The organism is Desulfogranum aggregans (genome assembly GCF_055398265.1).
Map to the genome: position 1 here is coordinate 480,087 of NZ_AP042447.1, position 26,577 is coordinate 506,663.

The following is a 26,577-nucleotide window of genomic DNA, read 5'->3' on the forward strand; positions in this document are numbered from 1 at the left end:
TGTATATTCGTCATCCAGAGGCTCGAATAAACCATGAGTGATCGGCAGAGAAGGAGATCTATGATGAAAAGTAAACAGATTGCACAAAGAGTCCTTTGGACAGCGGTGATAACGTGCTTTCTTTCTTTTTCAGCAGGCGCGGCTTCAGCAAGTGTGTGTTCCGAGGGAACAGGCGTGCCGCCTTTTCTTCAGGGAGGAGCGGACCCGAATCTCCTGTTGATGATTGATAACTCAGGCTCCATGCTCGACCTTGCCTATACTGATCCTGCTGCCCAGTGTTTTGACGATACGTTTTTAGTCGATGCCGATGGCAACCCGGACACTACCCTGCAGTATGCAGGGAATTTTGATCGGGATACCTGGTATGCGTGGAGCTTCGGCCTCTATGAGCCATGGCAAAGCAATACGGATTACGGGGGAAATAATGCCGATGGCACCGCCCAGGATAAGCGGGTGTATGTCAACGGTATTATCTATGAGGTAGCATCTGCCTGCACCTCCTCAGGTGAAAATATTCTCGATGATTCCGGCTGTGAGTGGGAAAAAATTGCTGACTTTGAATTCTGGGGTAATGGTAAAACCTACGCAGCCGGGACAATCCTGTTTCGAAACAATCAACTGTACAGCAACCAGGCGGCCTGTACCAGCTCTGGAGCCAACCTGGAAACCGACTCAGGGTGTGTCTGGGAGCCCGTTGATTCCACCTACCGGGGCGGGCACGTGGACGGGGAGATCGTCAGCTACAAAGGCGCCTTTTACGAGGCCATTGGTACGCCCGATGAAACGCCTGAGGAGGATACCGACGCCAGCGACTGGCTGCTGCTTGATGAGGGCAAGTTCGTTGCCGTGACCGTCAATGATATTACCACCCACTGCGATGCGGCAGATGGAACAGCGGAATATAATGATAACCTCTGTATATCCATAGATACCTCCACCACCCCGGATTCGGTTACCCAGTTTGTAGCCAGGGGGAATTTCCTCAACTGGGCCTCTGCTTCGAAGTTTGACGTGCAAAAGCAGATCCTTACCGGCGGGAAATATGATTCGACCAACCAACGACTCATATCGGAAAGCAGAGGGTGCTCAGGGCTTGGCTTCACCAAACAGGTGAGTCTTCAAAGTACGAATATGCTCACCCTGCGGGTCAGAGGGAGGACTACTGATGGCAACCTTATGCTGTGGGACCAGGTAGACTCCACCGACGACACCACCCGTATCGAGATCCTGGGGATAACCTCTTTTGGTTTTGATTATTCAAAATGCGAAGACGCGGTCACCAAAATCCTTGATCATGGCCTGAACGGCGCACAGAGCGACATTGATACTTGCCTGGAGGCACCGGCAGGGGTCACCAATGGCGATCAGCGGGCGGCTCTCAACCATGCCCTGCAGTACTGTTGGCAGAGTAATCCCCAGCTGGGCAAGGTGTATAAGACAACCGGTACCGGAAGCGGGACCTGTGATGTGGTTTACGATGCCTTTGCCCCGTCAAACATCCAGCCTTGGTACAATGCCTACCACTGCTACGGCATCTACGATCCCAACCTTCCCCACGATGAGCGCGTTGGCTACGTCGGGCGCTGCTGGAATCAGGGGATTACTGTTGTTGATAATGATGACAGCGGGACCGGGACCCCGGCAGTCTGTGGTCCTAAGGCCGCTGTTCCGGCAAGTGAAGGCGGCTGTGACGGCGACTGTGAGTATGGCGTGGACTTTGCCATGTTCAAAAATGAAGATGGATATAATTACCAGTGTACCAACCACCACAGCAGTGGGCGTTGTCAAAACGACAACTCTTACACCCTCCTCTATGAATGGAGTGACGGTTCCGGCTCCTGTCTGCCCAGTGATGTCGCTGCCGGCGACCCGGACGATGACCTGGCGGAGATCATTGCCGGATGGAGCGGTGAAATTGACGGCGATCCGGTAACCACGCCTGCACCGGACAGCGTGTCTGCGGCAGAGGCCGCTGCCGCGGCTATTCCTAATTCCACGCACCTGGACAGCGATGCCCAGTACCTCTGTATATGGCAGGCAATGGAAGATTACTGTGATGACCTGACCCGGCCCGAGGTTATTGATCCATCGGAAGAGGCTAACACCACCACTTCCTATGGCAACATTCCGGCTAACCTCATTGATGCCGGGGTAATGAACCAGTTGGGTATAGAGTACCCGCTTCTGGTGATGAAGGGATATATTGCCCGTGATACGCGGCCGGAAAATATTATCCAGAGTCAGGCCGGCAAGGGGCTGCGTATTGGTGCCATGGCGCTCAATTTTGTCGGTGCCCAGACAGAATGTGCTGCAGGGTATGTCACTACGGGAATTGAGCGTTACTGTCCTTCGGAAAACCTGGACGGCGCACGGGTGATTGCTGCCATCAAATCTGGGGAATCCATCACGGACAATGATGATGCCACCTATGACCTCGGATACCGGCGTCATGTGGATGATGTAGCCGCCAGCATCAACGAGATGCGGGCAACCTCATGGACCCCTCTGGGAGAGGCTCTTTTTACCGCGATAGGCTACTTTACCCAAAACAACGAGCTGTGCCTTAATCGTGATGCCAATGGTGACTGCATAGACTTCCCCATTGGCGAGGCGGACAGCGACCCTGTGCAGTATTCCTGTCAGGACAACCATATTATTTTGATTACTGAAGGTGAATCCACCGCAGATGTAAATACCACGCTTACCTCGTTTATTGCTGACCCCAGCCTCTATTTTGGCGAAGGGGCTGTAGCGGGCGATAACACAGCGGGCGATGATGATGCAGATGATACGGTGAATAGCTGCTCATCACTTCTGGGGAGTACCTTTTTTGATGATATGACCTGGTGGGGGAAAAATGCCCTGCCGCTTTATGCGGTCAGACAACTGGAAGGAAATGATAAGCAACCGATTTTGACCCATGTGGTGACAACCGGTGACCTGGAGGATAGTGGCAGTGGTGAGTGTAACCCCACAACCCTGATGGAGCAAGCTGCGCTGAACAGCGGGGTGGCATTGTATACAGGGGAAGACCCGGACGACCTCGAGGCCAACCTCGAAGCAGCCCTTGCCGATATCCTCAGTCGTGCCTCAGCCGGATCTGCGGCCTCGGTCATCTCCAGCTCGCGTAGCGGTGCCGGAGCTGTATACCAGGCTATTTTCTGGCCCGAGATAACCGATGGCGACGGAAACAGCGTCCAATGGGTAGGCGATGTGCATGCTCTTTTCTTGAGTTCCGACGGGTTGCTGTATGAAGATACCAATGGCGACGGCATCCTGGATCCTTCCGGAGATCTCAATAATGATGGTGATGTTGATGACCCTGGGGATATTGACGATGGTTTCGGCAATGATATTGGTACGGATAAACGGCTTATTTTCTATTACAGTGATGTCGCCAACCGCACCCGGGCCTGCTACGATATCACCAATTATGATTTCAGCACCGGTACCTGCTCTCAAGACCCTGATCCTGGAAATATTGTTGAAGGAGACTGCGGGCAGGGTGGCTTCACCAGCTGTGCAGAACTTGATGATGTCAAATTCCTCTGGGCTGCCAATCAGCGGTTGCGGGAAAAGGATCCAAATAATCGCTGGATATTCACCTGGAATGACCTGAACAATGACGGCATCGTTGATGCAACCCAGGGTGAAGTGATCAATTTCAACACCTCCAGCGTGACCGACTGGGCGGCATTGAATACTGCGGCCCTGGCCAGCGGCCGTGGCTCGGTAACAGGGGACTTTCTCTCCAGTGACGTCGGCAAATGGGCGAACCTGGTCGACAATGACGGTTCCGACATGGAGCTGGATGCGATGGACGCCCTGGTCAGTTGGGTGCGAGGGGAGGATAGTCTGCTGACCGAAGACAACGATGACTTTAATGTCAACGGACGCCTGGACAAGGCCTTACGGAGCAGACAATTCAGTTTCAACGGCATCACCCAAGAGTGGCGCCTGGGCGATATCATTCACTCGACCCCGGTGGTTGTCGGCAGACCTGCCGAAGCGTACCAGTTTATCTATCGGGATCCCACCTACGCCTTGTACGCCAAGGCCTGGAGTGAAAGACGGCAAACAGTCTATTTCGGTGCCAATGACGGCATGCTCCATGCCGTCAATGGCGGGCACTATTATGAGCATCTTGGTGGGTTCTGCTGCAACCCGGTCAATGAAGACGGAGAATGCGAGGCCAATGACCAACCGGTCAACGGTGTGTGCGCCTCGGCTCCCGACCTGGGCGAGGAATTATGGGCCTACCTGCCCTATAACCTGCAGCCCCATATAAGCTGTTCTGGCTGATCCCAACTATACTCACAAATACTATGTGGATCAGCGACCGCGTCTTTTCGATGTCCAGATATTCGAGGCTGATGCCACTCATGTGGGTGGATGGGGAACCATACTTGTCGGTTCCATGCGTTTTGGCGGGTCCCCGGTTAATGCTTATGAACAACACGGTTTTGCCGATGCGAGCAGTGATAATCGTATATTTACCTCAGCCTTTTTTGTGCTTGATGTAACCGATCCCGATGCACCGCAACTGCTCGGTGAAATGACCATGACCTCTGCCCAGGACGGCAGTGGAAATGATGAGTACGTTGACCTCAACTATACGACCTCTTCGCCGACCATGGTGGTGATGAAGGACAATGACGGCGGGGTAGAGTCTAGCTGGTACCTTATCCTGGGCAACGGCCCGACCGATATCGATGGTTCAAACGATGCCGGCGAACAGGGTAGAATTGCAGTGATTCCTCTGCAATGGCTGGTAGGAGACATAGCCGGTTGGACAGATGGGATACCCGTATTGGTTGATGAATCTGTAAGCGCCAAAACCGCGTTCAGGATTCCCAATCGCCGACCGCTTTCATCAAGCGAAGGGGGGCGTTTTCTGGTCCCGATGTCGAGCGAGAATGCAACGTTTATCTCCGACCTGATTACGGTTGATTTTGATGTTGAAAATGTTTCCGGCGATGTTACCACCGGAGCACTGTACAAATCGGATGCCGTCTATTTCGGTACCACCGACGGCGTGACGTTTAATACCTATGACAACGATGATACCAAATACTGGAACGGGGGAGGCCGACTGTTTCGGTTGGTCACTAAAAAGCTCGACCTGAGCGGGGTGGAACAGGTTTCAACCCCGTCAGAGTGGCCTGCCAGGTGGAGCTCTGTAGATAACGATCCGGTACGGTTACTGATAGATGCCAAGTCGCCTATTACCGCAGCCCCCTCGGTCGGCTATGACGGATACAGCTTCTGGGTCTATGGCGGAACCGGCCGGTTTTTTGACAAGGATGATAAAACCGACCGGGAAGAACAACGATTTTTCGGCATACGCGAACCTGTTGCCACCTCGGCTGTGGGTGGATTTCCTTGTGCTGACAATATTTTTACCTGGGGTGAGATCGAATGGGATGTAGACAATGATAACATCGATAATAATCAGACCCTGTCGAGAAACGGCATACCCGGCAGCAGGGGGTTGATGCGGACCGATACATTTCTTGTCGCTGATGAAGATCAATCGTCCATTTTCAGCGGGTTGTTATCCACGCCTGTCTCCTATCTCAGGTTTGGTTACTGCTATGATGATGATGAGGATTCATCCACTCCTGATTTCTGTGAATACAATACAGGTGACATCGCCGCATTAGCAGGCGTAAGCGACTATCGACATATCTATTGGCCTGACGATATGCCGCGTACGGTTATTTATCTCGATCCTGACAATCCTGCGGATAATGACGAAATGGCCACTTTTGACGACCTGCAAAACTATATTGCGGGGACCGGGTGTATTGGTGAAGATACATCCACCGGCATTGACGGCTGGTATCGTGTCTTCCATGACGAACGGGAGCGAAATATTGGTCAGGCTTCATTGCTCGGTGGTTTGCTGGTGTATACCGGGTATAGGCCTGATGACGATATATGCGAGCCGGAGGGGGAGAGTTTCCTCTATGGGGTCCATTTCCAGACAGGTACTGCGTGGAAGGAAAATGTTTTTGGAACCTTCTCCAATGGGAGTGGCGAAACATTTGTTATGGATCGCCTCGGGCTCGGAAAAGGGGTGGCTACTACGCCGAGTATGCATGCTGGTACCGGAGAGAATGAATCCAAGGCTTTTATCCAGACCAGTACCGGTGAAATTATTGAAGTGGAGCAGGAAAATCTACCGCTGAGCAATACCAGGAGCGGGCGGTCAGCCTGGTCTGATAATAGACAATAAGAAAGTCTGGGCGTGAGTGTTAGCCTATCTGTCCCGACTCTGTGATACTTTACCGTGTCGGGGCAGATATCTTTGAAACATGGAAGTTTTTTTCTTTACTGTTCAGATAATTTGATCAAATAATTTGATCAAATCCATGAGTTTTTTTTCTTGACTTCTATTGCTCTCCCTTATAAATAGAGACCACCTACTGAATAACTATTCAGTCTATCGTTCTGGCCATCGTATCACTGGCAGCTTGGGTACCGGCAGGGCGATTATTTATTATAGGCTACACTTCCTATTATTACTAAACAGAGAGGGAAAATTATGAGTAAGTTAGTTGCGCCTCATGGCGGAAAAGGTCTCGTATGTGCTCTGCTTGAAGGTGCCGAGCTCGAAGCTGAATTGGAAAAAGCCAAAGGCCTCAAGCAGGTTGAAGTAACTGATCGTGCAAAAGGCGATCTGATCATGATGGGTATTGGTGGATTTTCCCCTCTTGAAGGTTTCATGACAAAAGCTGACTGGAAAGGCGTATGCGAAAATTTCCAGATGGCAGACGGTACCTTCTGGCCTGTACCGATTACCCTTGATGTTTCCGCTGCTGATGCTGCAGAGATCAACGAAGGCGACGAAATTGCTCTGATCAATGATGGCGAAGTATACGCCACCATGAAAGTCACCGAGAAGTATGAAATGACCGACGCCGACAAAAAATGGGAATGCGAAAAAGTATTCATGGGCGAAGGCGAAGAGTCTGTAGACGGTAAGTTCTGGGAAATCGCTCCGGAAGATCATCCTGGCGTTATCATGGTAATGAACCAGAAAGAATTCAACCTTGCCGGTCCTGTAAAAGTGCTCTCTGAAGGCGAGTACAAGAAAGAGTACCCGGGAGTTTACCTGAAGCCTGCAGAAACTCGTGCAATGTTTGATGAGCGCGGATGGGCCAATGTTGCTGCACTGCAGCTGCGTAACCCCATGCATCGCTCCCATGAGTTCCTTGCCAAGATCGCTGTAGAAGTATGCGACGGCGTACTGATTCATTCTCTGATCGGTAACCTCAAGCCTGGCGATATTCCTGCAGACACCCGTGTAAAAGCCATTGAGATCCTCATTGAGAACTACTTTGTCAAAGAAAACGTAATCAATGCCGGATATCCTCTGGATATGCGTTACGCCGGTCCTCGCGAAGGCCTCCTTCATGCCACCTTCCGCCAGAACTATGGTGTAAATAATATGCTTATCGGTCGTGACCACGCTGGTGTTGGTGACTTCTACGGTCTGTTCGAAGCACAGGAAATCTTTGATCGTATTCCTGAAACCGGTGACGCAGGAAAAGACCTCCAGTGCAAGCCGATGAAGATCGACTGGACCTTCTACTGCCACAAGTGTGACGGTATGGCTTCCCTCCGTACATGTCCGCATACCAAGGATGACCGTGTTATCCTTTCCGGTACCAAGCTGCGTAAAGCACTGTCCGAAGGCGCTGAGATCGTAGATCACTTCGGTCGCGACGAGGTACTCGATCACCTGCGCAAATACTATGCAGGTCTGACAGAAAAAGTTGAAGTGAAGATGCAGGGTGCCGCCTCTGGCGATTCCATGTAATCAACTGACTTTTTCTTCGTTGTTGTTCAAGGAGATGCCGCTGAGCGGCATCTCCTTTTTTTTTATTGTTTTCGCTTTGCTTTCCCCGTTTGACAGGGTAAACGACCATAATGTAAAAACAAACCAATCAGCACAAGGAACCCATGAAGGAACAAACCATAACTGTCGGTTTAGGTGAGAGGAGTTATCCCATCATCATCGGTACCTCACTATTGGAGGGCATCGGTCCTCGCTTAGCCGCCTCACCAGTGGGCAAACGGTATGGGGTCATCAGTGATGACAATGTGGCTCCCCTCTACGCTCAGCACCTTGTCGATTCATTGGCCGCTGCCGGTGTTGCCTGCGAGGTGTTTACCTTTCCGGCCGGGGAAGAGCAGAAAAATACAACCACTGTTACCGATCTGGCCAGGCAACTGGCTGCTCGCGGTTTTGACCGGGGAGATGCACTGATCGCTCTCGGTGGCGGGGTAGTCGGCGATATTACCGGGTTTGTGGCATCCATTTATATGCGTGGTATCCCTTTTGTGCAGATCCCTACCACCCTTCTCGCCCAGGTTGATAGCTCTGTAGGGGGAAAGACCGGGGTTGATATTCCCGAGGGAAAGAACCTGGTTGGTACCTTTTATCAGCCCCAGGCGGTGTTTATTGACATTGATGTGCTCAAGACCCTTCCTGAGCAGGAATACAGGGGAGGGCTGGCGGAAGTCATTAAATACGGGGCCAGCATAGATCAGACCTTCTTTGCCTATCTGGAAGACAACGTCAGCGCCATTCAGGCGTTGCAACCCGGTGTCCTGGGTACCGTGATACGGCGTTGTTGCGAAATCAAGGCCAAGGTCGTGGAGCAGGACGAACGGGAAGGGGGCGTGCGACGGATACTGAATTTCGGCCATACCATCGGTCATGCAGTTGAGGCTGCCTCCGGCTATACCATAATTCACGGAATGGCTGTTGCCATCGGCATGCATGCTGTCGCCCGACTCGCGTACCTGGGCGGACATATTGAACCTCCCATCGTCCAGCGCCTGGATGCCCTGCTTCAGGCTTATGGGCTGCCCATCACCATTCCTGAAGCCCTTGACCGTGAGCTGATCCGCGGATACCTGCAGACTGATAAAAAAACCGTTGGCGGGCGGGTTTATTTCGTCCTGCCGACAGCGATCGGTGAGGTCACCATCACCGATGAGGTGCACGGCGCTGATATTGACCTGGTCCTCAACAATGGTTAAATTCGTGCCTGCGAAACCAGAGGTTTTTTCTGCAATTTTTTTTACTAAAGAACAAGCATTATGCCTATCTACGAATTTTTTTGTGATGAGTGCAACACGGTCTTCAATTTTTTCTCCAAGCGTATGCAGACCGACCGGCGACCTGATTGCCCACGATGCGGCAAGAAAAATTTGCAAAAAATGATGTCTACCTTTGCGACCATTGGCAAAGCAAAGGAAGAGGATGCAGACGACCTTCTGGCAGGCGTTGACGAGACGAAAATGGAACAGGCCTTTGAGAGCCTGATGCGGGAAGCCGAAGGGATGAACGAGGACGATCCCCGCCTGATGGCCCAGCTTATGCGCCGTTTTTCCGATAAAACCGGGCTCTCCCTGGGTGAGCAGATGGAAGAGGCCCTGGCAAGAATGGAGGCAGGGGAAGACCCGGAGCAGATTGAACAGGAAATGGGCGATCTAATGGATGCTGATGATGCCTTCAGCCTGGAAGCTCTCAAAAAAAAGGCAGGCACGGTTGGACCCAGGCCCCCGGTGTACGACGACACCCTTTACGAGCTGTAAGCACGCTCGGTGCAGGCGTGTACCCATTGAAACTGCCGTCATCAGCCTCTTTCGATCAACGTATGACCATCCTGGCACCTATTTTTTGCTTTGCAGCCTGAGCGCATACGCGTACACTGGAGGAAATAATCCAATGGATTCTGTTGCAAGAGGCATAGGAGAATGAAGCGGAAGCTCGTTATTGTCATGGTTGGACTGCCTGCCCGTGGAAAATCAACCATGGCGCGCAAGTTGAGTCGTACCCTGGAGCTGGATGGCATAAAAAGTGCCATCTTTAATAATGGGGAACTTCGTCGCAAGATGAGCGAGGAGGATACATCGTCCTCCACCTTCTTTTCCCCGAACAACCCTGCCGGTGTTTCCCTGCGGGAGAAGATCTCGGCCATTAATCTTGAAAAAGCGCACACCTTCCTGCAGGGGGAAGGCTGCGTTGCCATTCTCGATGCCAGCAATGTTACGCGCAAAAGGCGTCAATCAATACGCGAGATGTTTCCGGAGACACCGCTGCTCTTCATCGAATGCATGAATACTGACGATGAAGCGCTGGAAGCCAACCTGGAACGAAAGGCTACCCTTAAGGAGTTTCGCCACCGCTCCAAAGAGGAAGCCATCGCCAGTTTCCTGCGGCGGATTGAATACTACGAATCGATCTATGAACCGCTGGACGTGGAGCCGAACCGGATTCTGGTTGATTCATTTGACAACTGTATCCTGCAGGAACAGGCCAGCTACGAAGTTCCTTATTACGACCGCATTCGCGACATCCTTACCACCAGGGTTGTACGCAACCTCTTTCTCGTCCGTCATGGGCAAACCTTTTTCAATGTAGAGGATCGAATCGGCGGCAACAGCGAATTGACCGAAAAAGGGATGGAGCAGGCCCAGGCCCTGGCAGAACATTTTGCCACCCAGCGCATTCCCATCATCTTTACTTCCAATTATAAGCGTACCCTGCAAACAGCGGAAATAATCAGCGAACGTCAGGACCACTGTTCCATCATTTCCCTGCCTGAATTCAACGAGATCCATGGCGGCATCTGCGAAGGGATGACCTACAAGCAGATCAGCGAAAAATATCCGCTTGTGGCCCGTGCCAGGGGTTTAAATAAGTATAATTATGTCTATCCTGATGGAGAGGGATACCGGACCATGGAGGAGCGAGTTTCCCGTGGCCTGAAAAAGGTCTTTTACCTGAATAATTATGATGAAAATATCATGATTGTCGGGCACCGGGCAGTGAACCGGGTCATCCTCTCCAAGTTCCTGTCACGTCAGGAAGAGGAAATACCCTACATCTACATGCCCCAGAATCGCTACTACCATATCCAGATCAATCCGCATAAACGAATATTTGAGCTCGTTTCCTATTATGCGGTCTCCACCTGATCTGCCCCGTCGCTACTGGAGCGGGGCGGTATCTTCCGGGTCCACCAGATGGCGCATGCCGTGTTTTTTTTCCTTTTTCTCCAAAATTGCTTCCGCCTCCTCCTCGCTGATGCCCAGCGAATCGGCCAGCTGCTCCAGCGAGTAGCAGGGGGTGCCATCCTTTCCGAAACCAATGGGCTCGAGGTGGGGAAAGCTTTCCATGGTGGCGTGGCTCGATGCCTGCTGTAGGAGCTCCTGTACTTCAGGCGGGCCATACACCAGCAGCCACTCTACGGCTTCTGCCCAGGTTTTACTGTCAACCGTCGGGTGGTTGAGGATCTCCATTGCTGTTGCCAGGTCCCATTCTTTTTTAAACTCTGTCATCGCCTCTCTCGTAAATCAATTTGGTCACATACCTCTTGTGGGCTATACTATAGGCAGTCGATAGTAAAACTGCCACCTTGTATCTCTGGAGATGTTCCCGATGGACGCTGACACCCTTGTTTTTTTGGAATCCCTTGAATGGTTTGACGAATCCGGTCAGGAGCTGCTTCATCGGCTGCCGCAAAAGGGGTCAGGGGAAATCAAGTTCGGTGCGCAACTCACGGTGCGAGAGTCCCAGGCCGCGGTGCTTTTTTATAAGGGACGGGCCTGCGACGCCTTTCCGCCTGGGCGTCACACCCTGAAGACCGGGAATATTCCCATTGTGACCAAGCTCCTGTCCATCCCATGGAAGATGACCAGTCCGCTGCGCGCTGAGGTCTATTTCATCAACCTCAAGGTGTTTACCAACCTGAAATGGGGAACCAGGGAGCCGGTCGCTTTTCGTGATGCCCAACTCGGTCTGGTTCGCCTGCGGGCGCACGGCGTGTTCAATATCAGGGTGGTGCAGCCGGTGCTGTTTATTCATACCCTGGCTGGCACCATGGGCAAGTACACTACCAGTCAGATTGAGGAGTACCTACGCCGGGTCATCGTATCCCGTTTTAACGACTACCTTGGTGAACAGCTGGAATCGCTGTTTGATCTGCCCGGTTGCTTTGATGAGCTTTCTGCAGGTCTGAGCCAGCGACTTGCCGGAGATTTCAAACGTTTTGGGCTGGCCCTTGACGCCCTCTACATCACCTCGATCACCCCGCCTCCGGAGGTGCAGGAAGCCATTGATGATACGGCCCGCCTCCGTCTCATTCGCGATATGGACGGCTTCGTGCGCATGAAGGCCGGTATGGCCATGGAGAAGGCTGCCCTTGCCGGAGGAGACGCCGGCTCCGGCCTTGGATTGGGACTGGGGATGATGGTGCCGGCGATGTTCAACAGCGGCGCAAGCGTTAAGGGGCAGGAAGCGCAGGTTGCTTCCCACAGCTGTGACGAATGTGAGCGTTCCATACAGCCTGATGCAAGGTTTTGCCCCTACTGCGGACACCAGCAGCTTGTGTTCAAGCAGTGCAGTCATTGCGGAAAAAACCTCACCCCGGGGGCCCGCTTCTGTTCCCGCTGCGGTCACTCCGCAGAAGAACAACCCAAAGGTGTTCGTTGCCCCCAGTGCGGCACCGAGAACCTTCCAGGCGCCAGTTTCTGCAACCAATGCGGAATGGGCCTGTAGCCTTTTTCCAGCTTTTCACCAATCATGAACCTGCGCATCTCCCAAGAGTGTCCCCAGTGCGGGGCGCCTTCACCTCTACAGGAAGGGGACCGGTTATTGACCTGCAGCTATTGCGGGGTGCGCAATTTTCTCCATACCTCGAGCACCTTTCGCTATCTCCTGCCGCCGCAGTCAGCACCAGGGGATGGTTCTGCTTACCTCCTGGTCCCTTATATTCGCTTGAAAGGTACGTTTTTTCAGGTCAGGGACAGTGGAATATCTCACCGGGTCATAGATACCACCCGACTGGCGGCTTCGGTTGCAGGAGCACCTCCGACCCTTGGCGTACGGCCCCAGGCCATGCAGCTGGAGCATGTGGGAGCAGCGACCCCCGGCAGGTTTCTGCCGCAGACCATCAAACCACGCACCATCCTGGATGCAGCCGCTACCCTTTCCCCACTGAAGAGGCATGCTGCGAGCGCTGCGGTGTACCGGGAATATATCGGGGAAAAGCTTTCCATTATCTATCTGCCCCTCAACCAAACCGGGGAAGGTCTTACAGACGCAGTGAACAAGCAGCTCCTGCCGTCGTTGCCCCGGGAAGAGGTGGGAAATGACAGCGGCTTAAAGACAACCGGTTTTCATCCCCAATGGCAGACCAGGTTTATTGCGACCCTCTGCCCCCATTGCGGAGCAGATCTTCACGGTGCACCAGACACCCTGGTGGCGCATTGCCTCAATTGCACTCGAGCCTGGCTCCTTACCGGCAGGGGACTGCAATCAGTATCGTGGCTGGCCCTGACCGACACCACTCACAGTGGACCGCACCTTCCTTTCTGGCGGATGACCGGAACGGTTGCCGCTCTGGACATAACGAGTTTTGCAGACTTTGTGGTGCGTACCAATCAGCCGGTTGTGTGTCGCCGGCAATGGCACAGACAACCCATGGCCTTTTATGTGCCGGCGTTCAAGCTCAGGCCGAAAACTTTTCTTCAGGCAGGGCGTAGGGCCACGACGGCACAGATACGACTTCCCAATGGATCGGGTCCATTTGATGCTCCCGGGTTCCCGGTGACCCTTCCACCGGGTGAGGCCAGGCAGGCAGCTGCCCTGGTGCTGGCGGCGGCAGCTGCCAGCCCGCGTCAGGTCATCCCCCTGCTGCCCCGGGCACGCCTGCAGCTCCACGCCCTTACTTTGGTTTATCTGCCGTTTACTGAGCAGGGCCATGATCTGGTCCAACCGCATACTGGCGTGGTTCTCGGCAGGAATCACCTCCGTTTCGGACGTGCCATGTAGGTTTTTGACAGCGGAAAACGATCATGGTATAGAGCGTCTTTAGCCGACACTATCAGATAACCACCATCGTTCCAATGAATCACGAATACTATATGGGCAAGGCCCTGGAGCAGGCGCGAACCGCCCTTGCGGAAGGGGAATTTCCAGTGGGATGTGTCTATGTTGTTGACGGCGAGATTGTCGCAGCCGGCAGGAGACGCAACAGCAGTGAAGACCAGCGCAATGAAATCGATCATGCGGAGATTGTGACCCTGCGGACCCTGCTCGCAGGTCCGAATGGTGTTGATCCGGCAGGGATTATTGCCTACACGACCATGGAACCGTGTCTCATGTGCTATGCCACCATGCTCCTTTCCGGTATTCGTACCTTTGTCTGGGCCTATGAAGATGTCATGGGCGGAGGCACCAGCCTTTCCCTGACAGAGCTGCCCCCCCTGTACGCCCGCATGCAGCCTACCCATTTCGGCGGAGTACTGCGTACCGAAAGCCTTAAGCTTTTTCAGCAGTTTTTCAGTCGTTTTTCCTACTGGCAGGATAGTCTGCTGTCGCAATATACCCTGGAACAATCCATAGAGGATACCTCATCATGACCACCCTCCCTGCCGCCCGCACGGTCGGTTTTCAAAGCGGCGAACGAAATATTTTCTTCCACCTGCTGACTGCCTGCAACCTCTCCTGCCGTCATTGCTACATCAATCCCGAGCAACACGGGGTGCAGACGCTTCCCCTGGAAACAGTGCAGCGTTGGCTGCGGCTCTTTGCCGACCCTGATCGACCAACCAATCTCATTCTGCTGGGTGGTGAACCTACCATGCACCCCGACCTGGCCCCAATTATCCGGAGCGCCAAATCGTTGAAGTATGCAGTCACCGTTGATACCAACGGTTATCTTTTCCACGACCTGCTCGACCGTGTTTCGCCGGCGGAACTGGATTACCTGAGTTTCAGCCTGGACGGTCCGGATGCACTGGTCAATGATCCTATCCGGGGCCAGGGGGTGTTTTCCACCTGTACAGCCAATATCAAGCGGGCCGTGTCCCTGGGCTTTACCACCAGCCTTATTTATACGGTCTCCAATCTCAATATCGAGCACCTGCACCGCATGCCGGCATTGCTCAGTGAGTTGGGGATCACCCGATTTTTCATCCAGGTGATCGGGTTGCGCGGCAAGTCAGCCGGCTTGGGAACAGGGGAAGACGTGGCCTGGCAGGTGGACCCGCAGCGCTGGCTTGATATTGTTCCTCAGGTTGCAGCGGATGCCGCTTCACGGGGTATGCATGTGGTCTATCCAAAAGTCTATCTTGACCCTGATGAACCCTTTGAGTGTGCTGGGGTGGTTGCGGACAATTATTTTGTTTTTCCCAACGGCAGGGTGTATCGCTGCCCGCTGTGCGAGGATCACCCCATTCACAGCCTGGAGATTATCGACGACCAGTTATGCCATCGTCAAGGGTTGAATGAAGACCGTTTTTTCCCGCTGCAGATTCCTGAAGGCTGCGTGATGAACAGACTGCTGCAGCCGGACAACATCGAATATCTTGCCGATGGGTCCCCGGTACATCGTATCTCCTGCTGCCTGTTGAAGCAGGAAATGACTCCCTCCGTGTAGCCCACTGTTCCAATGTCCGTCGATAACCACCTTGAACATCTGAGTAAGCCATATGCCGAGGCGCTGCAACTGCACGCCCGAGGGGAGCTTGAGCAGGCCGTACGACTCTACGAGGACGTCTTGCGGGAGCTGCCCCATGCCGATGTGGTGGCATATAATCTCGGCCTTGCCTGGTATCAGCTGCACGAGTACGACCGTGCCAGGGAGTGTTTTTCCCAGGCCACCAGCCTCAACCCGGCAGAGGGTGATTACTGGTTTAATCTGGCCCTCAGCTATAACCGGCTTGGCGACTTTGCCGAGGCTGTACGCGCCTATCGCCGAGCCCTGGAGCTGCATCCCGATGATCTGGATATCCTGTACAGCCTGGGGTGTTGCTGTAAAGATTGTGGGGCGGAAAAAGAGGCGATCACCGTTTATACCCATATCGTGGAACGCAACCCGCAGTATACTCCGGCACTCGGCAATCTTGCCTATCTCCTGCACCGTAGAGGGGAATATGCCGAGGCGAAACAGTATTATCAGCGCCTGCTGGCCATTGATCCTGATCATCCGGGGGCGCGTCATATGGTCAAGGCGCTGCAGGGAAAGGCACATGCCGCTCCGCCCCCCCAGTACGTGCAGGACTTGTTTGACCAGTACGCCGAAGGGTTTGAAGAAAACCTGGTGGAGGAGTTGGATTACCGGGCGCCGCACCATTTATGGAGGTTGTTTACCCGTGGGCCACGACGGGATCGCTATGCCCATTGCCTCGATCTTGGGTGCGGTACCGGCCTGTGCGGTGAGCTGTTTCGAGCCTGTAGCGACGTGTTGACCGGTATCGATCTTTCCCCGAAAATGATTGAGCAGGCGGAGAACAAGAGGTTGTATGATCATCTGCAGGTGGCGGAAGTGGTCGCCTACCTTGGGGAGCCTCGGCCCGCGTTTGACCTGGTGCTTGCGGCCGATGTGTTCGTCTATCTCGGTGACCTGGAACCGGTCTTTGCTGCGCTGATCAGGACCTGCAGCGATCGGCTTCATTTCTGTTTTTCCATTGAAACCGGTGATCAGGGCCAGTGGCAGCTGCTGCCCAGTGGCAGGTACAGCCATACGGACGGATATATTCGCAGGTTGGCTGAGGACTATGGGATGCACGTCCGTGCGGCAGAACGAGTGGACTTACGGATGGAAAAGGGAAGGGGGGTTGAGGGGATGGTGTATTTTCTTACCCTTACACCATGAACACAGCGCGCCCGAATCCGGAGCAGGACGCGCTGTGTTGTGCGGATTGAGTCGTTATACCGTGAATCTGGCCATCATGGCCTTGAGTGACTCGGCGATGGCGGAAAGCTCACGAGCACTTTCCGTTACCTGGGTACTGGCGTTGTTCATCTCGTTGGCACTTCTGTTGACTTCAGCGATTTCAGCAGCGATTTCCGAGGCCACTGCTGAGCTCTGGGCCACGTTTTCGTTGACTTCGCCGATGCCGGTCGATGCCTGGCTGACGTTCTCGGCAATTTCCCTGGTGGTGGCGGTCTGCTCTTCCACGGCTGTGGCAATGGTGGCCACAATCTGATCCACATCGGCGATAACCGTGCTGATCTGGTTGATTTCCTTGACCGTTATCTCGGTGGCATGTTGAATGCCCTCAATCTTGTTCTTGATGTCCAGGGTTGCCTCGGCGGTCTGCTTGGCCAGGTCCTTGATCTCATTAGCCACAACGGCAAACCCTTTGCCGGCCTCACCGGCTCGTGCCGCCTCAATGGTGGCATTGAGGGCCAGCAGGTTGGTCTGTTCGGAGATTTCGGTGATGGCCTCGGTCACTTTGGTGATTTCGTTGGCTGCTTTCCCCAGTTCATCAACCCGGTTGGAAGCGGTTTCCGACTGATCAACCGCCTGGGTGGTTATCTCTTTGGCTTTGCCCGAATTTTGTGCGATTTCGGCGATGGTGGCATTCATCTCCTCAGCGGCCGAGGCAACCATGTTGACATTGACCGAGGCCTGCTCCATGGCCGCAGCCACTGAATCCTGATTGGCACTCATCTCTTCGGCTGCCGCTGCGACCTGGTTGGAGCGGTTGGCAGTATCTTCGGCACCGCTGGACATCTGGTCGGCGATGGCTGCCAACTGGGTGGAGGATTCGTCCACGGTCCCCACCCCGGTATTGATGTCGGTGATCATGGTGCGCAGGTTGGAGGCCATATTATTGAGCGAGGAGGCGAGGATGCCGATCTCATCTTTCTGATCGACGTCCATGGTGCGGGTCATGTCGCCGTCAGCCATGGCCTGGGAAAGTTCCACCCCTTTTCTCAGCGGTCGGGTGATGAGTGCAGTCAGTGACAGGCCGAGAAGTAAGGCCAGAACAATGCCGATGGCGATGCCGACGATGTTGATGGTCCGGCTGGTTCCGGCCACCGTTTCTGCCGCTTCAGCCGTCTGTGCTGCGCTCTGTACCGCCTTGTTTACAATCGTGTCGATACTGTTGAAGGTATTTGTCTGGTGTTCGGCGGCATCCTTCAAGAGCAGGGTGTTCATCTCGCTAAAAGACGCCAGGATAGGCTGGGTGAACGCCTCAAGTTCATGGACAAGGGCAAAAACCTCCTCTGAAGCAGGCAGCAGCTCTTTTTCCAGCAGATCAAGCGCATCCATGGCCCGGCTTTCCCCGTGATACTTTTTGATTGTTGCCACTGTCTGATGCAACTTGGCGTGTACAGGGCGGAGGCGCTGGGCCAGATCGACGATGGTTGGATTGGTGGTATTGATGTTGTCCAACCATTCACCAAGTGGACAACTTGAGTGGTCGGCTCCGCCTGCGAATTCCTGATCAAAGTAGAGCAGCTCGGTGGTATTGTTGATTAAGCGGAGGTGCGCAATTTCAAATTCATTGAGCATGTCATGAAATTCACTCGGGTTGGCTAAGTCCGCTTCAATGAGTCCTTTGGAGATTTCCACTGCCCGGTTGTTGGCCACCACCCATTTACTGATATGGCTGTTGAATTCCTGCCACTCCTTATCTACCTCCTGAAAAAAATCCAGTTCCATGAATCGCTGCTTGGCCGCGCCATAGATCTTGCGGGCATCGAGCAGCCCCTGGTGGGCGGCGGCCCGCTGTTCTTTGGAAACATAGGGGGAGAGGAGGGTGCGCATCAACATGGCTATATAATTAGCCTCTGACTTGATGATCAGCATATTCTCCACAGCCGGCAGGGCTTCTATTGCCAGGTGTTCGGTTTCATGGTGCATCTTGGTGCTTTGCCAGATGGCGGTCAGGCCGACGATGAGAATGATTAATGCGGTGAGCACAAACCCGCCGACCAGTTTGACTCCGATTTTCAGATTTTTCATGTATGGCTCCTTAAAGAAACTGTTCCTCTCCTGCAGGCATCTCTTCCCTTCCTCTCACAGGGACGCCTGAAATCGTTACCTTCATTATCGGGGTCGGGAGAAACAAATGTCAAGGAAGGGAAGAAAAAAAAAGCCGTAGGAAAAAATGAAGGCACAGAAGGGTTCTGGAGCTGTGCAGGCCAGCAGGGAAAAAAAACGATCAACGTGTACTGCTGCTGATCCGAATGCTACCGGTCAGGGGTGCTCTTTTTTCCGCCGAAAACGGAACCGGCGACAATGCCTGCTTCATAGAGGAGGAAAAGCGGAATGCTCAGGAGGACCGTGGCGGTCAGCTCTCCGGCGGTAAGCAGGAAGGAGAGCACAAGAATCGCAGCATAGAACCAGAGCCGTTTCTGCTTGAAATACTTGCTGCTGACCAGTCCCGTACGCCGCGCCATGACCATGAGAAAGGGGATCTCAAAGGCCAGGCCGAAGGCGAGCACCGTCCGTCCGACAAAGGTGAGGTAGAGGCCGAACTTTGGCATGGGAATCAAATGGGGACCGGCATAACTCATAAAGAAGGCGAGTATCCTGGGCAGGGCGATGAAAAAAGCAAAACATACTCCACCGGAAAAGAGCGAGGTCGCCCACAGGACGACCCGGCGGGCGGCTTGTTTTTCACCGGCCAACAGACCAGGGGAGACGAACATCCACACCTGGTAGAGTATGTAGGGGAAACTCCCTGCCAGGCCGGCCAGGAGCGACAGCTTGATATAACTGATAAAGGCTTCGGTCAGTTTTGTATAGACCAGCTTTTCCAGCTCAGGTGCGGCTGCAAAGAGAGGGCGCATGCAGAGCGCCGCAACCTGGTCCTTGAACAGGTAGGCAACCACTGTACAGATAGCCACTGCGGTAATGGAGCGGAGCAGCCGTTTGCGTAACTCCTCATGGTGAGGACGGAACTGGTCAAAGGCGGAGATCATTTCTCTGCAGGGGCGACAGGGGTACTTTTTTGTTCAGTCTCCGACTCCTCGGATGCTGGTTGGGGTGTATCGTCGCCAGTTGATTCGTCTGCCTCCGGTGAACGTTCGGCATCAACTTCCCAGGGGCGGGGATTGTCAGGTGAGAGCTCGATGAGTTCCCCCTCATCAGTGCCGGGCAGGGAACGTTGCTGGGGATTGACCCCGTCCCAGGTGCGGGTTTCGTTATCCAGCACCCGCTCCTTGAGATCGGCGGCGGTTTTGCGCAGGTCGCGCTGTACCTCGTTGAGGGTGTCGTCCTCTTCGCTCAGGCCATCTTTGAGCTGGTTGACGGTTTTCTTCAGGTCCATCAGTCCCTTGGCCAGGGATCGGGCAAGTTCCGGGAGTTTGTCCGGGCCGACCACGATCAGGGCGACGGCAAAGATAACTATCATTTCAGGGAGACCGATACCAAACATGCTGCTGCTCTCAGGAAAAAGGAAAGGGAGTGCTGACAAAACTCACAACTTTACGGGATTTGTCTACCCCTGTCAAGCAACCGGATCAGCCCTTGGTTGGTGGTTTCCTGCGTCCGTCAAGAAAGTGGAAGAATGCCCTAAGCGGGTGGGAAAACAGCATCCGGGGACCGACATAACGCATCACTTGGCGAATTTTCTTCTGCATTTCAGGGCGGTAGCAGTGGACTGTGCATTTTCCGCATGTGCTTTTCTGGTCCTGAAAAGGGCAGTTACGCAGTCGTTGTCGGCTGTATTCCAACAGTTCACGGCATGATTTGCAGGGTACAGTCTCTGGATGATGGTGGTCAGCACAGTAGCGGCGGATCATTAATTCCACGGTGTGTGCTTCCCTTGCCACCCGTTTGGATGCCCATGGTGAATCAGCGTTTTTCATAGTACGTATCCACAGGAGAATGAAAGATTTTTCTTCTGTACAGACGTAACAATGTAGCATATATTACGACTTTCATCCTTGATACACATCAAAAGTATGAGGTTTTTTCCTCTTTGTTTTTGGCGTTCGTTGCCACTGCCCTACTGCCTAACTGCCCAGTGGTGCTGAAAACTGCTTCAGGGAAGCTTCTACTTTTTCTGCTCGTTCATCGTCCTCTGCCGTGCGTTTAAACGTATGGTGCAGATAATTTTCTCCGCCCATTGTTTGGGTGTGAGCGCAGTGCAGACTATGGCTTTAAGTGGAGTGGTCATAGTCACCAGGAGGAATGGATGCCACCTTGGGGAAGGCGGGATTCATGTGTGTTGATCAACCTAAAAGGAGGAAAATGTATGCGAACACTCGGTGTAGTTGGATTACTGTTCCTCTGCAGCGTGGTGATGTCCGCCTCGGCCATCGCTTCCAGCAGTGAGGACTGTATCAGTTGTCATCAGGAAAATAACCCCGGACTCTACCACCAGTGGCGTAATTCAGCCCACGGTGCCAGCGATGTCGGATGTTTTGAATGCCATGGAGCAGATGCCGGAGATGTGGATGGGTTCGAGCACAATGGTGCCTTTATCGCGACCATGGTCACTCCGAAGGACTGCGGTAAGTGCCACGAACTGCAAACCGAACAGACGACCAACTCCTATCATGCCCATGCAGGTGAAATTCTTGAATCCAGTGATGCCTATCTGGCTCATGCCGGCGGTGGGCATCCCATAGCGATCGTCGGGTGTGAGTCATGCCACGGGGCCAAAGTGAAAATCGATCCGCAAGCGCCCAATAAATTATCCAAAGAGACCTGGCCCAACAGCGGCATTGGTCGTTTGAATCCTGATGGGTCAAAGGGAGCATGCAATGCCTGCCATTCCCGTCATTCGTTTTCCAAATACCAGGCCCGGCAGCCGGAAAATTGTGGTAAATGTCATCTCGGACCGGATCATCCTCAAAAAGAGATATTTGAGGAATCCAAGCACGGTATCGCCTATTTTGCCTATCGTGATAAACTGAATATGGATCAGGATGAATGGGTTGTGGGGCAGGATTATTACGACGCCCCGACCTGCGCGACCTGTCATATGTCCGCCAGTCCCAACCAGCAGGTTACCCATGATGTGGGTGATCGTATTTCCTGGACTCTCCGGCCGCCGATCTCCAAGTACAAGGAAAATGCTGCAGCCAAGCGCCAGGAAATGCGCATGGTGTGCAGTACCTGTCACCAGGAAAATTTTGTTGATGGCCACTATTACCAGTATGATGCGGTGGTGAAATTGTATAATGAGAAATTTGCCAAGCCAGCCACCGACATCATCAAAATGGTGAAAGCCAAGGGGCTGCTTGAGAATAAGGCGGCTTTTTCCAATGATATTGAGTGGGAATACTGGGAGCTGTGGCACCACGAAGGGCGCAGAGCTAGGATGGGGGCCGCCATGATGGGGCCTGATTATGCCTGGTGGCATGGCATTTATGATGTGGCGCACAACTTCTACTTCAAGTTCATCCCGGAAGCGCAGCATTATAAAGATGCGGAAATCAATGCCTACATAGACGACCTTTTTACCAATGATCCGATGCATAAATGGTTCAACACCAATACCGATGAGATCAAGAAGGCTATAAAAAGCGGTCAGTTCCAGAAAATCTATTCACAGTTGTTTGAACAGGACATCAAGTAATCTCCCTTCCTAACCCCCTTTTCGCCGGTAAGCACTGTTCTCCAGGTGCCTGCCGGCGTTTTTTTCCACGTGCATATGTTCTGTCACCACTCCATTTTTCTCTCACCACGAGCTGACTGATGGGAAAGAGTCTTTTCATCTGGCTGTATTCTCGTATTTTTGCATAAGTTTGACAAGCTTGGTCAAGTTTGCTATATTAGTCCGGTTGTCGTGAGGCTGGACACCGGGGTGTGGTCGGCCTTTTCTTTTGTGCACAGAGAAAACACGCGATTGCTCGCTCTTGCCGCACTGTTACGGTAAATGACACGGGTATGTTCCGGGTCGATTGTGTTCCCTCGGGACATTGCATATCCGGTGCAGGAGTGAGGACAGCAGCGACTGATGTTCTCTTGTGTGCGCTTGTTATCCAGTTCAATTCCAGGAGATGTCATGGCCAGTGTTGTGGTGGTCGGTACCCAGTGGGGTGATGAGGGAAAGGGAAAGATTGTCGATCTGCTGACGGAATATGCGGACTATATCGTACGTTTTCAAGGCGGAAACAATGCCGGGCATACCCTGGTCGTAGACGGAAAACAGTACATTTTCCATATCATCCCCTCAGGCATTCTCTATCAGGAAAAAACCTGCGTTATCGGTAATGGCGTCATTGTTGATCCCGATGTGCTGCTCAAAGAAATCGCCGAACTCGATGCACGGGGGTTACCCGTTACACCGGACCGGCTGCTGATCAGCAGCAATGCTCACCTGATCATGCCGTATCACCAGCGCCTTGACCAGGCACGTGAGGCTTCACTTTCCCAGGGCAAGAAGATAGGTACCACCGGCCGTGGGATAGGTCCCTGTTACATGGATAAAGTGGGCCGTGTGGGCTTAAAGGTGGGCGATCTGCTTGATCCTTCACTGTTCAAGGATAAGCTCGAGGCGGTGGTTGAAGAAAAAAACTTTATCCTCACCCGGCAGTTTGATGCCGAACCGGTCGATGCAACGGCAATCCTTGAGCACTTCTCCCGGTTGGCTGAACAACTGGCACCGTATATCGGTAACGTCTCCATGGTGCTTGACAGTGCACGTCGGCAAGGAAAAAATATTCTTTTCGAGGGTGCCCAGGGGACCCAGCTGGATATTGATCACGGCACCTATCCCTTTGTCACCTCTTCCAATACCATAGCCGGCAATGCCTGTATCGGATCTGGATTCGGTCCTGCCCATATTGATGAGGTCATTGGAATACTCAAGGCATATACAACCCGAGTCGGCGAGGGACCGTTTCCCACTGAGCTTCCCGAGGGGGACCCTGTAGGGGATACGCTCCAGCAGCGAGGGCATGAATTCGGAGCCACTACCGGTCGTCGTCGTCGTTGTGGCTGGTTTGACGGGGTTGTGGCCAACGATGCGGTACGACTCAATGGGCTGACCGGCTTTGCGATCACCAAACTGGATGTACTTTCCGGGCTGTCCACGCTGAAAATCGCCACCCACTATCGTGTCGGTGACCAGGAATATACGCACATGCCGGAGAATATCTCTCAGGCACAGGCTGTCCGTCCCGTGTATGAGGAGACCAAAGGGTGGACAGAGGAAATTTCCGGCGTTCGTTCCTATGACGACCTGCCTTCACCGGCAAAAGATTACCTCAAGCGACTGGAGGACTTCACCGGTGTGGCGCCGGCAATTGTCTCTGTAGGTCCCGACCGGGACGAGACCCTGTTGCTCAGAAATCCATTTGAAAAATAATTGGTATAACAGGAGCATATTGTTCCCTTGCCATATTTTTCAAAATGCTTAAAAAATGTAACCAGCGTTGGATTCCCCTATTTCACTCAATACTCAGCGGAATCCACAGCAATCAATTCATGCGCCCGAACACGACAAAGGTTTGGGGATTTTCATCTGGAGGAACAAGATGGCTCGAATTACTGTAGAAGACTGTCTTGAAAAAGTTGGTGATGACAACCGTTTTTCTCTGATTCATCTCGCGGTAGAGAGAATCCGTCAGCACCGCAAAGGGGAGCCTTTTCTCGCTGCAGGAAAAAATAAGGAAATCGTCATGACCCTGCGCGAAATCGCTGCCGGTGAAGTGACCTTTGATAACATTCACGACCTGCCGCGTAAGCGAAAGACGGAACTTGCCGACGAAGAAAAGGATGTCAGCGAAAATAATTAACAGATGCGTTAAGTTATGAGCGATAGTTACTACGATATTCTCGGTGTATCCAGGGATGCCTCGGGCGAAAAAATAAAAAAGGCCTACCGCAAATTGGCAATGCAGTATCATCCGGATCGCAACCCCGGGGATACGGAGGCCGAGGCCAAATTTAAGGAGGCGGCCGAAGCCTACGAGGTGCTCAGTGATTCGCAGAAGCGTCAGATTTACGACACCTATGGCAAGGAAGGGCTTCGCAACAGCGGGTACAGCGGTCCGGGTAATAGTGAGGATATCTTTTCCCATATCAATGACCTGTTTGGCGATATTTTCGGGTTTGGCGGGCGCGCCCGTCAACGCGATCCCAACGCGCCGGTTCAAGGTGATGACCTGCGTTACGATATCCAGATTTCCTTCATGGAGGCAGTGCATGGTGTCAACCGGGATGTGACCATCACCAAAAAAGAAACCTGCTTCACCTGCGACGGCAGCGGCTCCCGGCCGGGATATAGGCCGGAAACCTGCCCAACCTGCCATGGGCGGGGACAGGTTGTTCGTTCTCAGGGATTTTTTCAGGTCAGTACCACCTGTCCCCAGTGTCATGGTGCAGGTCAGGTAATAACCGAACCGTGTAATGACTGTCATGGCCAGGGACTGGTCAACAAAAAGAAAACGGTCAACATCCGTATTCCCGCCGGTGTTGACACCGGGTCTCGAATGCGCCTTACCGGTGAGGGTGAAGGAGGAAGGCGCGGTGGCAGGCCCGGCGACCTGTATGTGATCATTCATGTCGAAGAGCATGAATATTTTCAGCGTGAGGGACAGATTATCTTCCTTCGGTTGCCGGTACCGATGGTCAAAGCGGCGCTGGGGTGCGAGCTTGAGGTGCCGACTATTCACGGCACAGCCAAACTGAAAATTCCCGCCGGCACCCAGTCAGGGGACCATTTTACTCTGCGCGGTGAAGGTGTTCCCAGTCTGCGCGGTGGTGGCAAGGGAGACATGATTGTTGAGGCGCAAGTGAAAACGCCGGTCAAGCTCACCAAGCAGCAGAAAGAACTGCTCAGAGAGTTTGAGGACTTGAACAAGGGTCAGGAAGAAGAGGGCTTTTTTTCGCGTCTTTTTCACGGCCATATTGGCAAACAGAAAAAAAAAGAAAGTCAAACCGGTAAGGTAGCAAATGGCTGATGAAACACTGACCCACTTTGATGCCGCCGGCAATGCGCGTATGGTTGATGTGGGAGAGAAAAATAATACCCGACGCGAGGCTACTGCCGAGGGAACCATCACCATGTCCAGCCGTGCATTTGCCCTTGTGCAACAGGGCAATATGAAGAAAGGCGATGTGCTTGGGGTCGCACGTATTGCCGGGATCATGGCCGCGAAGAAGGTGGATCAGTTGATCCCCCTCTGTCATCCCCTGGCCATTACCGGGGTGGATGTTACCTTTACGTTGGATGAAGCACGATGCGCCATAGGCATTAAAGGGACGGTTTCCATTACCGGCCAAACCGGTGTGGAAATGGAAGCCCTTACCGCTGTATCTGTTGCAGCGCTTACCATTTATGATATGTGCAAAGCGGTTGACAAGGCAATGGAGATCAGCGATGTGCGGTTGCTGCGCAAGAGCGGTGGAAAGAGCGGCGTTTTTGAAAGGTCGAAACCAGTTGAATAGAACGAGTATAGTTAAATTTTTTGCTGGAGTATGCTGATATGGATGAAAAGGATTTGCAGGAATTGAAGGCACAGTTAGAGGCACTGAAGGAAGAAATTTCGTCCGACGTTGAGCAAACCCTGACAGATATGACCCATCAAGACGGCAACATACCTGATCCCAACGATCGTGCGACCGTCGAATCCGACCGAAGCTTCGAGCTGCGTATTCGCGGGAGAGAGCGCAAATTGATGGATAAAGTGGAACAGGCACTTAATCGTATTGAAGAAGGCACCTACGGTATATGTGAGGGATGCGGAGAGGATATTTCCGTAAAACGCCTCAAAGCCAGGCCGGTTGCCACCTATTGCATAGACTGTAAGACCCAGCAGGAACAACGGGAAAAGGCTCAAGGGAATTAAACGGT

The 26,577-nt window shown here is 53.1% G+C and carries 22 protein-coding genes; 17 read left to right on the top strand and 5 right to left on the bottom strand.

Going from position 1 to position 26,577, the window contains the following annotated elements; all coding sequences use genetic code 11:
* Positions 1–60 precede the first annotated feature (60 nt).
* The 6 genes from ACZ52Z_RS02275 (at position 61) to ACZ52Z_RS02300 (ending at position 10,998) form a co-directional block, all read left to right on the top strand.
* The gene (locus tag ACZ52Z_RS02275; RefSeq protein ID WP_464269140.1) at positions 61–4,302 is read left to right on the top strand and encodes a hypothetical protein; all 4,242 of its coding nucleotides are present in this window, start codon (positions 61–63) and stop codon (positions 4,300–4,302) included.
* Between the two features lie 25 nt (positions 4,303–4,327).
* A complete protein-coding gene (locus ACZ52Z_RS02280; protein WP_464269141.1) occupies positions 4,328–6,238 on the top strand; it encodes a pilus assembly protein in 1,911 nt (636 codons plus the stop codon).
* A gap of 309 nt (positions 6,239–6,547) precedes the next feature.
* Positions 6,548–7,825 carry a sulfate adenylyltransferase gene (sat, locus tag ACZ52Z_RS02285; RefSeq protein ID WP_464269142.1) on the top strand — a complete coding sequence of 426 codons (1,278 nt, stop codon included), beginning with the start codon at positions 6,548–6,550 and terminating at the stop codon, positions 7,823–7,825.
* Positions 7,826–7,968: 143 nt separating this feature from the next.
* Positions 7,969–9,054 (top strand): 3-dehydroquinate synthase, encoded by a 1,086-nt coding sequence (aroB, locus tag ACZ52Z_RS02290; protein WP_464269143.1) that lies wholly within the window; start codon positions 7,969–7,971, stop codon positions 9,052–9,054.
* Between the two features lie 60 nt (positions 9,055–9,114).
* Positions 9,115–9,612 (top strand): FmdB family zinc ribbon protein, encoded by a 498-nt coding sequence (locus tag ACZ52Z_RS02295; RefSeq protein ID WP_464269144.1) that lies wholly within the window; start codon positions 9,115–9,117, stop codon positions 9,610–9,612.
* 162 nt (positions 9,613–9,774) lie between these two features.
* Positions 9,775–10,998 carry a bifunctional nucleoside/nucleotide kinase/histidine phosphatase family protein gene (locus tag ACZ52Z_RS02300; protein WP_464269145.1) on the top strand — a complete coding sequence of 408 codons (1,224 nt, stop codon included), beginning with the start codon at positions 9,775–9,777 and terminating at the stop codon, positions 10,996–10,998.
* Positions 10,999–11,010: 12 nt separating this feature from the next.
* On the opposite strand, the gene ACZ52Z_RS02305 is transcribed toward ACZ52Z_RS02300, so the two are convergent.
* On the bottom strand, positions 11,011–11,361 hold the full coding sequence (locus ACZ52Z_RS02305; RefSeq protein ID WP_464269146.1) for a hypothetical protein: 351 nt from the start codon (positions 11,359–11,361) through the stop codon (positions 11,011–11,013).
* 100 nt (positions 11,362–11,461) lie between these two features.
* Between ACZ52Z_RS02305 and ACZ52Z_RS02310 the strand changes: the two genes are divergently transcribed.
* The 5 genes from ACZ52Z_RS02310 (at position 11,462) to ACZ52Z_RS02330 (ending at position 16,682) form a co-directional block, all read left to right on the top strand.
* Positions 11,462–12,580, top strand: a complete 1,119-nt coding sequence (locus tag ACZ52Z_RS02310; protein ID WP_464269147.1) for an SPFH domain-containing protein — start codon at positions 11,462–11,464, stop codon at positions 12,578–12,580.
* Positions 12,581–12,604: 24 nt separating this feature from the next.
* Positions 12,605–13,855, top strand: a complete 1,251-nt coding sequence (locus tag ACZ52Z_RS02315; protein WP_464269148.1) for a TFIIB-type zinc ribbon-containing protein — start codon at positions 12,605–12,607, stop codon at positions 13,853–13,855.
* 74 nt (positions 13,856–13,929) lie between these two features.
* The gene (locus ACZ52Z_RS02320; protein WP_464269149.1) at positions 13,930–14,445 is read left to right on the top strand and encodes a nucleoside deaminase; all 516 of its coding nucleotides are present in this window, start codon (positions 13,930–13,932) and stop codon (positions 14,443–14,445) included.
* Complete coding sequence (locus ACZ52Z_RS02325) at positions 14,442–15,464, top strand: radical SAM protein (RefSeq protein WP_464269150.1); 1,023 nt, start codon at positions 14,442–14,444, stop codon at positions 15,462–15,464. The genes ACZ52Z_RS02320 and ACZ52Z_RS02325 overlap by 4 nt, the downstream gene beginning before the upstream one ends.
* A 12-nt stretch (positions 15,465–15,476) precedes the next feature.
* Entirely contained in the window at positions 15,477–16,682 is a 1,206-nt protein-coding gene (locus ACZ52Z_RS02330) for a class I SAM-dependent DNA methyltransferase (protein WP_464269151.1), read from the top strand.
* 54 nt (positions 16,683–16,736) lie between these two features.
* On the opposite strand, the gene ACZ52Z_RS02335 is transcribed toward ACZ52Z_RS02330, so the two are convergent.
* The 4 genes from ACZ52Z_RS02335 to ACZ52Z_RS02350 all read right to left on the bottom strand — a co-directional run bounded on the left by ACZ52Z_RS02335 (position 16,737) and on the right by ACZ52Z_RS02350 (position 20,635).
* Positions 16,737–18,785 (bottom strand): methyl-accepting chemotaxis protein, encoded by a 2,049-nt coding sequence (locus ACZ52Z_RS02335; protein WP_464269152.1) that lies wholly within the window; start codon positions 18,783–18,785, stop codon positions 16,737–16,739.
* Between the two features lie 227 nt (positions 18,786–19,012).
* On the bottom strand, positions 19,013–19,747 hold the full coding sequence (tatC, locus tag ACZ52Z_RS02340) for a twin-arginine translocase subunit TatC (RefSeq protein WP_464269153.1): 735 nt from the start codon (positions 19,745–19,747) through the stop codon (positions 19,013–19,015).
* Complete coding sequence (locus tag ACZ52Z_RS02345; protein ID WP_464269154.1) at positions 19,744–20,202, bottom strand: twin-arginine translocase TatA/TatE family subunit; 459 nt, start codon at positions 20,200–20,202, stop codon at positions 19,744–19,746. The genes tatC and ACZ52Z_RS02345 overlap by 4 nt, the downstream gene beginning before the upstream one ends.
* An 85-nt stretch (positions 20,203–20,287) precedes the next feature.
* Entirely contained in the window at positions 20,288–20,635 is a 348-nt protein-coding gene (locus ACZ52Z_RS02350) for a nitrous oxide-stimulated promoter family protein (RefSeq protein ID WP_464269155.1), read from the bottom strand.
* Positions 20,636–21,024: 389 nt separating this feature from the next.
* On the opposite strand from ACZ52Z_RS02350, the gene ACZ52Z_RS02355 reads away from it, so the two are divergent.
* The 6 genes from ACZ52Z_RS02355 (at position 21,025) to dksA (ending at position 26,572) form a co-directional block, all read left to right on the top strand.
* Positions 21,025–22,353 carry a multiheme c-type cytochrome gene (locus ACZ52Z_RS02355; protein WP_464269156.1) on the top strand — a complete coding sequence of 443 codons (1,329 nt, stop codon included), beginning with the start codon at positions 21,025–21,027 and terminating at the stop codon, positions 22,351–22,353.
* Positions 22,354–22,782: 429 nt separating this feature from the next.
* The gene (locus ACZ52Z_RS02360; RefSeq protein ID WP_464269157.1) at positions 22,783–24,087 is read left to right on the top strand and encodes an adenylosuccinate synthase; all 1,305 of its coding nucleotides are present in this window, start codon (positions 22,783–22,785) and stop codon (positions 24,085–24,087) included.
* Between the two features lie 169 nt (positions 24,088–24,256).
* The gene (rpoZ, locus tag ACZ52Z_RS02365; protein WP_464269158.1) at positions 24,257–24,517 is read left to right on the top strand and encodes a DNA-directed RNA polymerase subunit omega; all 261 of its coding nucleotides are present in this window, start codon (positions 24,257–24,259) and stop codon (positions 24,515–24,517) included.
* A gap of 15 nt (positions 24,518–24,532) precedes the next feature.
* Entirely contained in the window at positions 24,533–25,684 is a 1,152-nt protein-coding gene (gene dnaJ, locus ACZ52Z_RS02370; protein WP_464269159.1) for a molecular chaperone DnaJ, read from the top strand.
* Positions 25,677–26,171 (top strand): cyclic pyranopterin monophosphate synthase MoaC, encoded by a 495-nt coding sequence (moaC, locus tag ACZ52Z_RS02375; RefSeq protein WP_464269160.1) that lies wholly within the window; start codon positions 25,677–25,679, stop codon positions 26,169–26,171. Before dnaJ ends, moaC begins: the two co-directional genes overlap by 8 nt.
* A gap of 38 nt (positions 26,172–26,209) precedes the next feature.
* Positions 26,210–26,572, top strand: coding sequence for an RNA polymerase-binding protein DksA (dksA, locus tag ACZ52Z_RS02380; protein ID WP_464269161.1), 363 nt, complete (start codon positions 26,210–26,212; stop codon positions 26,570–26,572).
* Positions 26,573–26,577: the final 5 nt, after the last annotated feature.